Genomic DNA, 13,402 nt, shown 5'->3' on the forward strand with positions numbered 1-13,402 from the left:
TTTTTGCGCACCAAGGAAAATTAACAACGTTTAACTCGTCCTGAGTCCGGTCTGCGCCAAAACTCTCTGCCTGTAGGAGCGAGCAAGCTCGCTCCTACAAAGGGATTCAACCCATCGCAAGGACAGAGCAATGAGCAACGTGGTGGTGGTCTATCACAGTGGCTACGGGCACACCCGGGTCATGGCCGAAGCCGTGGGCGCGGGCGTGGAACGGCACCTGGGCAGCACCTGCCAGTTGATTCCGGTCGAGGAAGTGGACGAACACTGGGAGCGGCTGCACCACGCCGACGCCATCATCTTCGGCGCGCCGACCTACATGGGCAGTGCCTCGGCGGCCTTCAAGGCATTCATGGAGGCCACGGCGGCGTTCTACCTGGCCCAGCCCTGGCGCGACAAACTCGCGGCGGGCTTCACCAATTCCGGCTGCCTGTGCGGCGACAAACTCAACACCTTGCTGCAGATGGCGGTGTTCGCCGCCCAGCACTCGATGATCTGGGTCGGCCTCGACCTGCTGCCGGCACGTTCCAGCACCGGCGCGTTCAACGGCCAACTCAATCGCCTGGGCAGCTCACTGGGCGCCATGGCCCAGTCGAATGTCGAACAATCCCCCGACCATGCCCCGCCGCCCGAGGATCGCTGCACTGCCGCGCACCTGGGCGAGCGTGTGGCGCGCCTGGCGGATCGCATGAACCCATTACCGGTTTGATTTACCCCAACCCTCGTTAAGGAGGCATCACCCATGAGCACCTTTACTACCCGCGACGGCGTCGAGATTTACTACAAGGACTGGGGCACCGGTCAGCCGATTGTCTTCAGTCACGGCTGGCCGCTGAACGCCGACAGCTGGGAATCGCAGATGATCTTCCTGGCCTCCAAGGGCTATCGGGTCATCGCCCACGACCGTCGCGGTCATGGGCGTTCCAGCCAGCCGTGGTCGGGCAATGACATGGACCATTACGCCGACGACCTGGCGCAGTTGATCGAGCTGCTCGATCTGCAAAATGCCGTGCTGTTCGGCTTCTCCACCGGCGGTGGCGAGGTGGCGCGTTACATCGGTCGCCACGGCACCGGCCGCGTGGCCAAGGCCGGGCTGATTTCCGCCGTACCGCCGCTGATGCTCAAGACCGAAGCCAACCCCGGCGGCCTGCCGCTGGACGTGTTCGACGGCATCCGCCAGGCCTCGCTGGTCGACCGCTCGCAACTGTACATCGACCTCGCCAGCGGCCCGTTCTTCGGCTTCAACAAACCTGACGCGAAACCGTCCCAGGGCATGATCGACTGGTTCTGGATGCAGGGCATGATGGCCGGCCACAAGAACGCCTATGACTGCATCAAGGCGTTCTCGGAAACCGACTTCACCGAAGACCTGAAGAAGTTCGACGTGCCGACCCTGGTGGTGCATGGCGACGCGGATCAGGTGGTGCCGTACGAAGCGGCCGGCGTCTCTTCCGCCAAGCTGGTGAAGGGCTCCACCCTGAAGATTTACCCGGGCGCCCCTCACGGTTTGACGGACACCCACAAGGATCAACTCAACGCTGACCTGTTGGCGTTCTTGAAAGGTTAAAAAGCCGGATCAAAAGATCGCAGGCTTCGCCAGCTCCTACACGGTTGCGTGCATGCCCGTAGGCGCTGGCGAAGGCTGCGATCTTTTGCTTTTAAGGCCATGCACCACCTGACAGCGCCAGGCAAACGGGTTGATGCCTTCGCTGCGGGTGAAGATGTGGCAGAAATGCGCCTGATCGCAGAAGCCGCATTCGAGACTGATCTGCGTAAGGCTCATGTCGGTGTACTGGATCAATTGCTTGGCCAGGGTTACGCGCTGCTGGCGAATCCAGTCCTGCGGCGAGTGGCCGGTGCTGCACTTGAAGGCGCGGGAGAAGTGGCTGCGCGAGAGGGCGCAAGCCTGTGCCAGTTCAGTGACTTCCAGGCTGTCACCCAGGCGTTCGAGGATCAATTGTTTAACCAGCTTTTCGCGCTGCGGGCTGAGACCGCCGGTGTTGGTCTTGCGAGGTTCGCTGACAGGTGCGCGGGCGGTGGTGTGCTGTGGGAAAGCCATGGCCATTGTCCGGTCGGGGGAGGAAAAGCACTGGCGCCCGGTTTGAGCGATCAGCACCGTTACTCTGGAAAAACAGTTCTGCGCTGAGGGCTTCATTGTTGGAGGCGCCCGCGGTGGCTGACGAGTTAAACGTTGTTAATTCCATGCCTGAGGGTGTGAACACAGCACATCGTTGCAAGTGCCAACAATGGCGATTGGCACAAGATGCGCACAATGGAGCGGGCTATAACGGACCGCCGCTTGGCCGGAAAAGGTAAACAGATGAAACGGACATTGCAGGGAACGCTGGGCGCCATCGGCCTGGTTCTGATATCCGCCAGCGCGCAGGCCCAGGCGCCCGCGCAGGTGGGCACGCAAGTACCCGGTTACTTCCGGCTGGCGCTGGGGGATTACGAAGTGACGGCGCTGTTCGACGGTTATAACGACCTGTCGCCCAAGCTGCTGCAAGGCATGAGCCAGAGCCAGATCCGCGCGCTGTTGGCCCGTCGTTCGATTGAAACCCCGGGCGTGCAGACCGCCTTCAACGCCTTTCTGGTCAACACCGGTAAACAGCTTGTCCTGATCGACACCGGGGCAGGGCAGTGCATCGGTCCTACCGCCGGCCAGCTCCCGGCCAACCTGCAAGCGGCCGGCTACAAACCTGAGCAGGTGGACGCCATCCTGATCACCCACCTGCACCTGGATCACGTCTGCGGTCTGGTGGACGGTCAGCAGCAACCGGTGTTCGCCAATGCCACGGTGTACGCGGCCAAGGCCGAAGCCGACTACTGGCTCGACCCGCAGGCGTTGGCCAAGGCACCGGAAGCGGCCAAGGGCTACTTCAAAATCGCCCAGGATTCCACCGCACCCTACGTTGCCGCCGGCCGATTCAAGACCTTCACCCCCGGCCAGTCACCGCTGCCGGGCGTGGTCGAGGCGCAACTGGAAGCCGGGCACACGCCGGGCAGCACCACGTACCGTTTCACGTCTCAAGGGCAAAGCATTCTGTTCATGGGCGACCTGGTGCACAACCTCGCTGTGCAGTTCCTGCACCCTGAGGTATCGATCGGTTTCGACGTCAACAGCCAGCAAGCGATCAACAGTCGCAACCAGGTGTTCGGTGCCGCTGCCGCCAGCAAGACCTGGGTGACGGCTGCGCACTTGCCGTTCCCCGGCATCGGTCATATCACCGCCCAAGGCAAGCATTTCGAGTGGGTGCCGGTGGAATACGGGCCGTACAAACGAGCGGCGAACGTGCCGTTGATCGAGTAAAGTCCACAGCACTCGCGCCTGGCCGAACATACAAGGAACCCGTGCCTATGAACCGTAACGATCTGCGTCGCGTCGACATGAACCTGCTGGTGATTTTCGAAGCCCTGATGTTCGAAAAGAACCTGACCCGCGTCGCCGAGAAACTGTTCATGGGGCAGCCGGCGGTGAGCGCCGCGCTGGGGCGTTTGCGCGATCTGTTCGACGACCCGTTGCTGTTGCGCAACGGTCGCGGCATGGAACCGACAGCGCGGGCGCTGGCGATTCTCAAGGAGCTGCAACCGGCGATGGACACCATTTCCGGCGCGGTCAGCCGAGCCAAGGAGTTCGATCCGGCGACCAGTTGCGATGTGTTCCGCATCGGGCTGTCGGACGATGCCGAGTTCGGTTTGTTTCCACCGTTGTTGCGCCAACTGCAAGAGGAAGCACCGGGCATCGTCGTGGTTGTGCGGCGGGCCAATTACCTGTTGATGCCGGCGCTACTGGCGTCGGGGGAAATCTCGGTGGGCGTGAGCTACACCACGGATCTGCCGGCCAATGCCAAGCGCAAGAAGCTGCGCGATATTCCCTGCAAGGTGCTGCGCGGCGACACCCGGCCGGGGACGCTGACCCTGGACGAGTACTGTGAGCGGCCCCATGCGATGGTGTCGTTCTCGGGGGACTTGAGCGGCAATATCGATCTGGATCTGGCGAAGGTCGGGCGTAGTCGTCGTGTGGTGCTGGGGGTGCCGCAGTTCAGTGGGTTGCGGGCGTTGCTCGCCGGGACCGAGATGATTGCTACCGTGCCGGATTATGCAGCGTGTGCGTTGGTCGAGGGGTGTGGCTTGCGGGCCGAGGATCCGCCGTTCGAGATTGAGGCGGCGCAGTTGTCGATGGCCTGGAGCGGGGTGCATGACAATGATCCGGCGGAGCGGTGGTTGCGGTCGCGGATCGGTCAGTTCATGTCTTTGGCTTTGGATATTCCTTCCTGACTGAGTACATATCCGTTGCTTCGGTAACGGCGGCTTATGGTTTCGCCCTTACGGCGAGTCCCTTTGGCAAACGCCCCAAAGGAACCAAAGGTCTCGCCCCGAACGTACGGCCCCTCGCTGAGGCTCGGGGTTCCTTCGCTCCGGTATTCATCCGGGGGCATTGCCCTCCGGTCGGCTTCGCTTCGACCTACATGCAATGAGTTCGACTGCGTCGAACGGCGCTGCGCGCCCATCCCCGGATGAACACCTCCGCTCAGCCTTCCGAGGGGGCGGGTGGATCAAGATCAAAAGCTGCAGGCGAGCTAACGCTCGGCCTGATGAGTGGTGAAGAGCATTTGTGTACACCGCTCTGCCTTTGCTCTTCTGTGGGAGCGAGCTTGCTCGCGAAGGCGGCCTGCCAGCCGACCTGATTTTTGCAGATGTCCCCAATCCCACAGGGGATATGCAGTGTTCTGACAGCCCTGTTTAAAAGCCGTCAGCCTTGTTTCCTGAAAGCCACACCGCCTTGCGTCGTTGCCTACAACTACGCCAGAATCCGCCGGCTTGTGAGTCTTGCCCCTGATCTCTAACGTTCACCGCATCGCTGTCCATTCAGCGATCGGGTTTAGCAGCTCGGTAAATTTCAAGGCTCGCCAGTGTCACCTCAAGATCATTTCGGTCTGCAATTTGGTGGCTGTGCGTGGGGCACTTCGGTGCGCCGGGTTCCTTGATCCCTGGTCTGCTAACCCGCGTACAGCCGCCACCCGATTCGTTTAGCAGCGACGTGTAGCGGCTCCATTGATCAAGGAGCTTGACCATGTGCAAACCCAGTCCCAATCCCCCAAAAGATCCGGTTCCATCGCACAAACCCAGCACGATGTTTGTCATCGCCCCCGACATCAATACCGAAACCCTGTTGGCCCACGCCTGCGAATCCCTGGCCTCGGCCAGCATCATGGCCAGTGACCTTGCGGGATTTCTGCAAAGCCCTCATCGCAACGCGCTGCTGGGGATTGCGCAAATCATCATGTTGGGCGAACTGGCGGTGAACCGGGCGCTGGATAATCTCGACCCGCAGGAATAACCCGGTAGAAGCAACAACAAATAAACCTGTGGGAGCGAGCTTGCTCGCGATTGCGGTGGGTCAGTCAACATCCATGCTGAATGTGATGCCGCCATCGCGAGCAAGCTCGCTCCCACAGGGTTCTATGTCGTTTGGTCGATCTCGGTCTTCCCGCAAACAGAGCACGTACATTCAATTTTTCCTTCCCCCGTCCCGGCACTATCAAATCCAGTCCCGGCGCATCGACGCCGGTGGTTTTTCATTTGTGCGGGTAGGCCATGGACACTTCGCGACGTGATGATCTGGCGCAAGACTGGGGGCTGCTGTTTCTGCGGGTCAGCGGCGGGTTGTTCCTGTTGTGGGTGCACGGCTTGCCCAAGCTGCTGCACTACAGTGCCGAGTTGCAGAACATCGAAGACCCTTTCCATCTGGGCGCGAACCTGACGCTGGTGCTGGCGATTTTCGCCGAGGTCGTGTGCCCGCTGCTGATCGTCGCCGGGTTGCTGGCGCGTCTGGCGTGTTTGCCTATTCTGTTTGTGCTGTGGGTGTCGATGTTGATCGTGCATCCAGAGTGGACCCTCTTCGAAGGCCAGTTCGGCTGGCTGCTGCTGATTGTCTTCACCAGTATTTTCATCGCCGGGCCGGGACGGCTGGCGCTCAATGTCCGTTTCACCGGAGCCTTGCGTTATGTCTGAACTCAATCGCCGTGAGCCGGCCAGTCCCGGGCCTGATGAGGTGGTGACCCTGATCGTCAAACACCGGGTCAAGGCCGGTTTTGAAGTGCCTTATGAAGCCTGGCTGCGCAACATCGTCAAGGTGGCCGCGCAGAATGTCGGGCATTTGGGCGTGGATGTGGTGCGCGGCAAGAATGCCGGCCTCGACACCTACACTTGCGTGCTGCGCTTTTGCTCGACCGAGGCGATGCAGAACTGGCTCGATTCACCGCAACGCCAGGAACTGGTCGACCAAGCCGCGCCGATGCTGGCCGATGGCGACCAGACCGAGGTCAATCCGGTCAACGAGTTCTGGTTCTCGCCCCAGGCCGAAGCCGGTACGCCACCACCGCGCTGGAAGCAGGCCGTGGTGACGCTGCTGGTGATCCTGCCGCACACGTTGCTGGTGCCGCTGATCTGGGGGCCGCTGCTACAGCTCAACGCATTTCTTTCCAACTACGTGGTTGCCACGTTCCTGATCACTCTGACCATCGTGCTCTCGGTGGTTTACCTGTTCATGCCCATGGCGACGCGCCTGTTCGCGCCCTGGCTGTCTCCCACCAAATTGCATGAGGAACCGTGATGAACGCCGATCTGATTCTGTTCAATGGTCAATTCCATACCGTTGACCGCGAAAAACCGCTCGCCAGCGCTGTAGCGATCAGCGACGGGCGTTTTGTCGTGGTCGGCAGCGATGCCCAGGCCATGGCCCTGCGTGGCTCGAACACCCAGGTGATCGACCTCAAGGGTCGTTGCGTGATCCCCGGGCTCAACGACTCGCACTTGCACCTGATCCGTGGCGGCTTGAACTACAACCTCGAACTGCGCTGGGAGGGCGTGCCGTCCCTGGCCGATGCCTTGCGCATGCTCAAGGACCAGGCCGACCGCACGCCGACGCCGCAGTGGGTGCGGGTGGTCGGTGGCTGGAACGAATTCCAGTTCGCCGAGAAGCGCATGCCGACCCTGGCGGAGCTCAACCAGGCTGCGCCGGACACGCCGGTGTTCGTGTTGCACCTGTACGACCGCGCCTTGCTCAACCGCGCCGCGTTGCGCGTCGCCGGTTACACCCGCGACACGCCGAACCCGCCGGGTGGCGAGATCGTGCGCGACGCCAATGGCGAGCCGACCGGCATGCTGGTGGCGCGACCCAACGCGATGATTCTGTACTCGACGCTGGCCAAGGGGCCGAAGCTGCCGCTGGAGTATCAGGTCAACTCGACCCGTCAGTTCATGCGCGAACTCAATCGCCTGGGCCTGACCAGTGCCATCGATGCCGGCGGCGGTTTCCAGAATTACCCGGACGATTACCAGGTGATCGAGCAGTTGGCGAAGGATGAGCAACTGACCGTGCGCATCGCCTACAACCTGTTCACCCAGAAGCCCAAGGAAGAGTTGACCGACTTCAAGAACTGGACCGGCAGCGTGAAGCTGCACCAGGGCGACGATTTCCTGCGGCACAACGGCGCCGGGGAAATGCTGGTGTTCTCGGCGGCGGACTTCGAAGACTTCCTCGAGCCGCGCCCGGACCTGCCGCAAACCATGGAAGCCGAGCTGGAGCCGGTGGTGCGTCACCTGGTCGAGCAACGCTGGCCGTTCCGTTTGCATGCCACCTACAACGAATCCATCAGCCGCATGCTCGACGTGTTCGAGAAGGTCAATCGCGACATCCCGTTCAACGGCTTGCCGTGGTTTTTCGATCACGCCGAAACCATCACCCCGCAGAACATCGAACGGGTGAGGGCGCTGGGGGGCGGCATTGCGATTCAGGATCGCATGGCGTTCCAGGGTGAGTATTTCGTCGAGCGTTACGGCGCGAAAGCGGCCGAAGCCACGCCTCCAATCAAACGCATGCTGGCCGAGGGCGTACCGGTGGGCGCCGGTACCGACGCGACACGGGTGTCGAGCTACAACCCATGGACTTCGCTGTACTGGATGGTCAGTGGCCGCACCGTCGGCGGCATGGAGTTGCATGCCGAAGGCTTGTCGCGCCTGACTGCGCTGGAACTGTTCACCCACGGCAGCGCCTGGTTCTCGTCGGAGCAAGGCAAGAAAGGCCAGATCAAGGTCGGGCAATTGGCCGACGTCGCGGCCCTCAGCGCGGACTTCTTCAGTGTCGATGAAGAGGCGATCAAGTGGATCGAGTCGGTGTTGACCGTGGTCGGCGGCAAAGTGGTGTACGGCGCCGGTGACTTCGAGAAGCTCGGGCCGGCCAGTGTGCCGGTGCTGCCCGACTGGTCGCCGGTGGTGAAGGTGCCGGGCCACTGGCGCCCGACGTCGCCGATGCAGGCCCAGGTTCACCATTGCAGCGGGCCGTGCGCGGTGCATTCCCACAGCCATGAACGGGCGCGCCTGTCGAACGCGCCGGTCAGCGATTTCGCCGGTTTCTGGGGCGCCTTTGGCTGCTCGTGTTTTGCCTTCTGACGAATTCAAAAAAGCGCCGGCCCAACAGGTCGGCGCAGACTGCAACAACCATCCATCAAGGAGTTTCCGATGAGCAACGTACCTTACAAGCGCCTGAACAAAGACGATGCCGTGGTATTGCTGGTCGACCACCAGACCGGTCTGATCTCGCTGGTGCAGGATTTCACCCCCAACGAGTTCAAGAACAACGTGCTGGCGCTGGGCGACATCGCCAAGTTCTTCAAACTGCCGACCATCCTCACCACCAGTTTCGACAGCGGTCCGAACGGCCCGATCGTGCCGGAGCTCAAGGCGCAGTTCCCCGATGCGCCGTTCATTGCACGCCCGGGCCAGATCAACGCCTGGGACAACGAAGACTTCGTCAAGGCGATCAAGGCCACCGGTCGCAAGCAACTGATCATCGCCGGTGTGGTGACCGACGTCTGCGTGGCGTTCCCGACCCTGTCGGCCATTGCCGAGGGCTTTGAGGTGTTTGTGGTGACCGACGCATCGGGCACCTTCAACACCACTGTGCAACAAGCGGCCTGGGCACGCATGTCGGCTGCCGGTGCACAACTGCTGAACTGGTTCTCCGTGGCCTGCGAGCTGCAAGGCGACTGGCGCAACGATATGGAAGGCCTGGCCAACCTGCTGTCGGAACGCCTGCCGAACTATCGCAACCTGATCAACAGCTACACGAAATTCACGGCCAAGTAAGACCTGTCAGTTGGCCACCTAACCTGTGGGAGCGAGCTTGCTCGCGATGGCGGCGTATCAGTCGACACATATGTTGACTGACAGAAAGCTATCGCGAGCAAGCTCGCTCCCACAGTGTTTTGTGTTCACAGTTGCTTAGCGGTTCTGCAGCCACCCCAAAAACCCACCTTTCCTGACCGCCACCGGTTTGGCCATCAACGCCATCCGGCTGTTCTGCTGCCGCACCGCTTGCAGCTTGTTCAACGCCCGGTCGACTTCGCGTCGTTGCTCCATGCAGTTGCGGGTCAGGGATTTGTCGAGGCGGTAAATGATGCTTGAGGTCATGGCGGTGAACCGTGCCTGGGACGGGGTGTCGGCGAGGATGCTCTGTTCGCCCATCACTTCACTCGGCCCCATGCGGCCGGCTTCGATCTGCGTGTTGCCGTCGGGGACAGTGGCGCTGACCACGCCGGTGGCGATGACGAACAAACTGTCCGGCACTTCCTCCAGATCCAGCACCACCTCACCGGCCGCGTATTGCTGCGCCACCATGTTCTGGGCCAGGCGATCCCGTTCCTCGGCGCTAAGAGAGCGGAAGATTTTCACTTCATCGAGCAAGGCCCGTGCGCGGGTCGACGGCTCGATCACGCCATCGGGCTGCCGGGAAATGCCTGCCGCTTCGAGGTGCCGATGGGCCAGGTCGAACAGTTGATTGCGCACTTCACCCTTTTTACCCAGCTCGGCGATGAAGCCGCTGGCTACGTACTCGGACATGGTTTCGCCGGCTTCCTTGAGCACGGCTTTCGGCGGCGGATTGAGCAGCAGACTGCTGCTGCCCTGAAGGGTGCGATCCAGCGCATCAAGCACCCGACGCGGGCGGATGTGGTTGGGCACCTGAATGCTGATCGACACGCCATGCATGTTGGTCGGGCGGCTGAGGTTGACGATCTTCGCCTTGGCCGCCACCGAGTTTGGCACCACTGCGGTGCTGCCGGCGCTGGTCAGCAGGTGGGTGGCACGCCAGTCGATGTCCAGCACCTTGCCTTCAACACCGTCGATGGCAACCCAGTCATCGACCTGATACGGCTTGGTGGTGTTGAGCACGATGCCGGAGAACACGTCGCTCAAAGTGCTCTGCAATGCCAGGCCGACCACGATGGCGACGACGCCGGAGGTCGCCAGCAAACCTTTCACCGGCAGTTCCAGCACGTAGCCGGCGGCAGCGACGATGGCAATCAGGAACACCAGTGCGCCGATGACATCCTGCAACAGCCGGCCGCTGTGGCCGATGCGCCGCATCAGGATCAGGCCGATCACTTCAGTGAGCACCCGCGCGGCGTACAGCCACCAGAGAATTCCCAGCGCCGTAGCCCCGAGCTGTACCACACGGTCATCGGCAAACAATGGCGCCTGCAACGGGCTGACGCCGGCGTTGATGATCACCGCGCTGAACAGCACAAACAGCGCCAGGCGCACACCGACCCGGCTGACGCGATGCTTGAATGGCGCGAGGTGCCAGAGCAGGGCGTCGATGGCCAGCAGCAGGGTGCTCAGGGAGAGCAGGTGACCGAGGAGAAAGGACATGGGGATGCTCCGGTAGAAATGAGGTCGCGCAGGTGGAGAGCGTTTTTGTAGTGAGGGAACCTATTGTGGGAGCGAGCAAGCTCGCTCCCACAGAAAAGCCCTTCACCACACACTGGTGAAGGGCATGGACTCACTTCAAATGAGTCTTGAGCTCCAGCGCAGCCTGGCGCACCGCCGCCTTCACTTCAGGAATCTGGCTCAGCGGGTTGAGCAGGCCGAAGTCGTGGATCATGCCGTTGTAGCGGACCGAAGTCACCGGCACGCCGGCCGCATCGAGGTGGCGGGCATAACCTTCGCCTTCGTCACGCAGCACGTCGAATTCGGCGGTCTGCACCAATGCGGCCGGCAAGCCTCTGAGCTGTTCGGTGCTGGCGTTGAGCGGCGAGGCATGAACCTGCGCGCGCTCGCCGGCGTCGGTGGTGTAGTTGTCCCAGAACCACTTCATCATGTTTTTCGTCAGGAAATGGCCGTCGGCAAATTGCTGGTACGACGCGCTATCGAACTGTGCGTTGGTCACCGGCCACATCAGCAGTTGAAAACGCAGGGCCGGGGCTTTTTGTTCCTTGGCCATCAAGGCCACGACCGCCGCCATGTTGCCGCCGACGCTGTTGCCGGCTACGGCCAGGCGCTTGCCGTCGACGTTGATCTCCTGGCCATGCTCGGCCACCCAGCGGGTCGCGGCGTAGGCCTGGTTGATCGCGGTCGGGTAATGCGCTTCAGGCGACGGCGTGTAGTCGACGTACACCGCGACCGCGCCGGAACCCACCACCAGGTCACGAATCAGGCGTTGGTGAGTCGGGAAATCGCCCAGTACCCAGCCGCCACCGTGGAAGAACATGAACACCGGCAACTCGCCTTTGACTTTGGCTGGGCGCACCACTTTGAGGTTGATCGTCTGACCGTCAACCTTGATTGCCTTGTCGCTGACTTCCACGCCGGACAAGTCAACCTTCACCGACGCCTGGGCACCGGTCAGCACCGCACGGGCGTCTTTCGGGCTCAGTTGTTCAAGCGGTTTGCCACCACCGGCGGCGAGGGCTTCGAGGAAGGCCTGGGTGTTGTGTTCGACACCCGGGCTGCCCGCGGCAAAAGCGTTGCCGACGGCGAGGGCGAGGAGGGATGCAGTCAGGGTTTTCTGAACGAGGCTCATGGTCAATTCCTTTTTGATCGAGGGGTATGCGCGTGTAGAGGTGAGTTCAACACCGTGAACACAGATTAATAGGATGCCTGGAAGGGAAAAAGCGGCTATAAAGTGTTTGACTGTCAACCTGGAAATGACAATGAACCCCTTCGAAGATATGCGTATTTTTTGCCAGGTGATGGACTCCGGCAGTTTCACGGCGGCCGCCGATCAACTGGGGCTGTCCAAGCAGTTTGTCAGCCGCCGCTTGATGCAACTCGAAGAGCGCCTGGGCGTGCGCTTGCTCAATCGCTCGACCCGGCGACTGGATGTCACGCCGCTGGGGCAGAGCTATTACGAGTCAGCCTTGCGCCTGCTCAGCGAGGTCGAACAAGTGGAGCAGGGCATCGCCGGCCAGACCACCGAGCCGCGGGGGACCATTCGTGTGAGTGCGCCGCTGTCGTTCGCACTGGCGCATCTGGGCTGCCTGTTGCCGGTGTTTTTGCAGCGCTATCGCGACGTGACGGTGGAGATGGATTTGAGCGATCGCCCTGTGGATTTGCTTGGCGAGGGCTACGACCTGGCGCTGCGCATCGGCACGCTCGAGGATTCGACTCTGATCGCCCGACGCATTGCCTCCATTGAACGGGTGTACTGCGCCAGCCCGGCGTACCTGGCCGAACGCGGCACACCGCTCAAGCCTGAAGATTTGCACGGTCATGACTGTCTGCCGTACGGCCATGGTCGACAGGTGCAATGGCGGTTTGCGGGGCAGGGCAAGCCATCGGGCGTCAATGTCAGCGGGCGGATGCGGGTCAACAACGGTGAGTTGCTCAAGGACGCGGCGATTGCCGGGCTGGGGATTACGTATTTGCCGACGTTCATCGTCGGCTCGGCGTTGAAGGATGGAAGGCTGGTGGAGGTGCTGGAGGATTTACGGCCGGAGCCGCTGACGTTGTCGGCGGTCTATCCGCAACACCGGCAGAGTTCGCGGCCGGTGCAGGCGCTGGTTGAGTTCTTGCGCGAGGAACTGGATCAGTCTGAGGGTGGGTTGTAGAGCGGCGGATTGTCTGACTCACATTGACCACTGTGGGAGCGAGCTTGCTCGCGATGACATTCGGTCATTCAACATTTCTGTTGCCTGACACTCCGCCATCGCGAGCAAGCTCGCTCCCACAGGGTTTTGTGTTGTATGGGAATCAGAGGGGATCAGCTCCTTTTGTCATCGCCGGGTTCGGCATGCACGCCACGGTCATCGCCGGGCTCGCCATTGGCATGGACGCCACGATCATCGCCGGGCTCGCCATTGGCATGGACGCCACGATCATCGCCGGGCTCGCCATTGGCATGGACGCCACGGTCATCCCCGGGTTCATCATGGGTGCCGCTGCGTCCGGAGGACGAGGCCGTTCCGGAGTGACTCGAACCGCTGTTGGCACTGCCATGACCACTGTTGCTGCCATGGTCGCCGCTATGGCCGCTGCCGCTGTTGCCGCCACTGCCGCTTCCACCGTGACTGCCGCCGCCGCCACTTCCTCCGCCGCCACCACTACCGCCGCCACCACCACCACT

13 protein-coding genes and 1 pseudogene are annotated in these 13,402 nt (G+C 61.8%); 10 read left to right on the forward strand and 4 right to left on the reverse strand.

The features are described 5' to 3' along the window. The first annotated feature begins 130 nt into the window (after positions 1–130). A complete protein-coding gene (locus AC1D1M_RS30515; RefSeq protein WP_477778564.1) occupies positions 131–706 on the forward strand; it encodes a flavodoxin family protein in 576 nt (191 codons plus the stop codon). Between the two features lie 33 nt (positions 707–739). Further along, positions 740–1,564: an alpha/beta fold hydrolase gene (locus AC1D1M_RS30520; RefSeq protein WP_477778565.1), complete on the forward strand. Its 825-nt coding sequence runs from the start codon at positions 740–742 to the stop codon at positions 1,562–1,564. Between the two features lie 36 nt (positions 1,565–1,600). Here the strand turns inward: AC1D1M_RS30520 and AC1D1M_RS30525 are convergent, their stop codons facing one another. After that, positions 1,601–2,056: a helix-turn-helix domain-containing protein gene (locus AC1D1M_RS30525; protein ID WP_477778566.1), complete on the reverse strand. Its 456-nt coding sequence runs from the start codon at positions 2,054–2,056 to the stop codon at positions 1,601–1,603. A 261-nt stretch (positions 2,057–2,317) separates the two neighbouring features. Between AC1D1M_RS30525 and AC1D1M_RS30530 the strand changes: the two genes are divergently transcribed. The 7 genes from AC1D1M_RS30530 (at position 2,318) to ycaC (ending at position 9,147) form a co-directional block, all read left to right on the forward strand. Continuing rightward, positions 2,318–3,307 carry an MBL fold metallo-hydrolase gene (locus AC1D1M_RS30530; RefSeq protein ID WP_477778567.1) on the forward strand — a complete coding sequence of 330 codons (990 nt, stop codon included), beginning with the start codon at positions 2,318–2,320 and terminating at the stop codon, positions 3,305–3,307. A gap of 47 nt (positions 3,308–3,354) precedes the next feature. After that, positions 3,355–4,275 (forward strand): LysR family transcriptional regulator, encoded by a 921-nt coding sequence (locus AC1D1M_RS30535; RefSeq protein ID WP_477778568.1) that lies wholly within the window; start codon positions 3,355–3,357, stop codon positions 4,273–4,275. A 796-nt stretch (positions 4,276–5,071) separates the two neighbouring features. Beyond that, positions 5,072–5,338: a DUF6124 family protein gene (locus AC1D1M_RS30540; RefSeq protein WP_477778569.1), complete on the forward strand. Its 267-nt coding sequence runs from the start codon at positions 5,072–5,074 to the stop codon at positions 5,336–5,338. Between the two features lie 257 nt (positions 5,339–5,595). Next, positions 5,596–6,012 (forward strand): DoxX family protein, encoded by a 417-nt coding sequence (locus tag AC1D1M_RS30545; RefSeq protein ID WP_477778570.1) that lies wholly within the window; start codon positions 5,596–5,598, stop codon positions 6,010–6,012. Beyond that, the gene (locus AC1D1M_RS30550; RefSeq protein WP_477778571.1) at positions 6,005–6,613 is read left to right on the forward strand and encodes an antibiotic biosynthesis monooxygenase; all 609 of its coding nucleotides are present in this window, start codon (positions 6,005–6,007) and stop codon (positions 6,611–6,613) included. Before AC1D1M_RS30545 ends, AC1D1M_RS30550 begins: the two co-directional genes overlap by 8 nt. Further along, positions 6,613–8,451 carry an amidohydrolase gene (locus AC1D1M_RS30555; protein ID WP_108219677.1) on the forward strand — a complete coding sequence of 613 codons (1,839 nt, stop codon included), beginning with the start codon at positions 6,613–6,615 and terminating at the stop codon, positions 8,449–8,451. Before AC1D1M_RS30550 ends, AC1D1M_RS30555 begins: the two co-directional genes overlap by 1 nt. 69 nt (positions 8,452–8,520) lie before the next feature. Then, positions 8,521–9,147 (forward strand): isochorismate family cysteine hydrolase YcaC, encoded by a 627-nt coding sequence (gene ycaC, locus AC1D1M_RS30560; RefSeq protein WP_477778572.1) that lies wholly within the window; start codon positions 8,521–8,523, stop codon positions 9,145–9,147. Positions 9,148–9,282: 135 nt separating this feature from the next. On the opposite strand, the gene AC1D1M_RS30565 is transcribed toward ycaC, so the two are convergent. Together AC1D1M_RS30565 and AC1D1M_RS30570 are read right to left on the reverse strand one after the other, a co-directional pair. Further along, on the reverse strand, positions 9,283–10,710 hold the full coding sequence (locus AC1D1M_RS30565; protein ID WP_477778573.1) for a mechanosensitive ion channel domain-containing protein: 1,428 nt from the start codon (positions 10,708–10,710) through the stop codon (positions 9,283–9,285). A 130-nt stretch (positions 10,711–10,840) separates the two neighbouring features. Continuing rightward, entirely contained in the window at positions 10,841–11,860 is a 1,020-nt protein-coding gene (locus AC1D1M_RS30570; RefSeq protein WP_477778574.1) for an alpha/beta hydrolase, read from the reverse strand. Between the two features lie 130 nt (positions 11,861–11,990). Here AC1D1M_RS30570 and AC1D1M_RS30575 point away from each other — a divergent pair, with 130 nt between their 5' ends. Then, entirely contained in the window at positions 11,991–12,887 is an 897-nt protein-coding gene (locus AC1D1M_RS30575; RefSeq protein ID WP_477778575.1) for a LysR family transcriptional regulator, read from the forward strand. 152 nt (positions 12,888–13,039) lie between these two features. Here the strand turns inward: AC1D1M_RS30575 and AC1D1M_RS30580 are convergent. Beyond that, positions 13,040–13,402 (reverse strand): annotated as a pseudogene (locus AC1D1M_RS30580) (hypothetical protein); the annotation flags it as partial.

It is taken from the genome of Pseudomonas sp. P1_F7 (genome assembly GCF_056405655.1).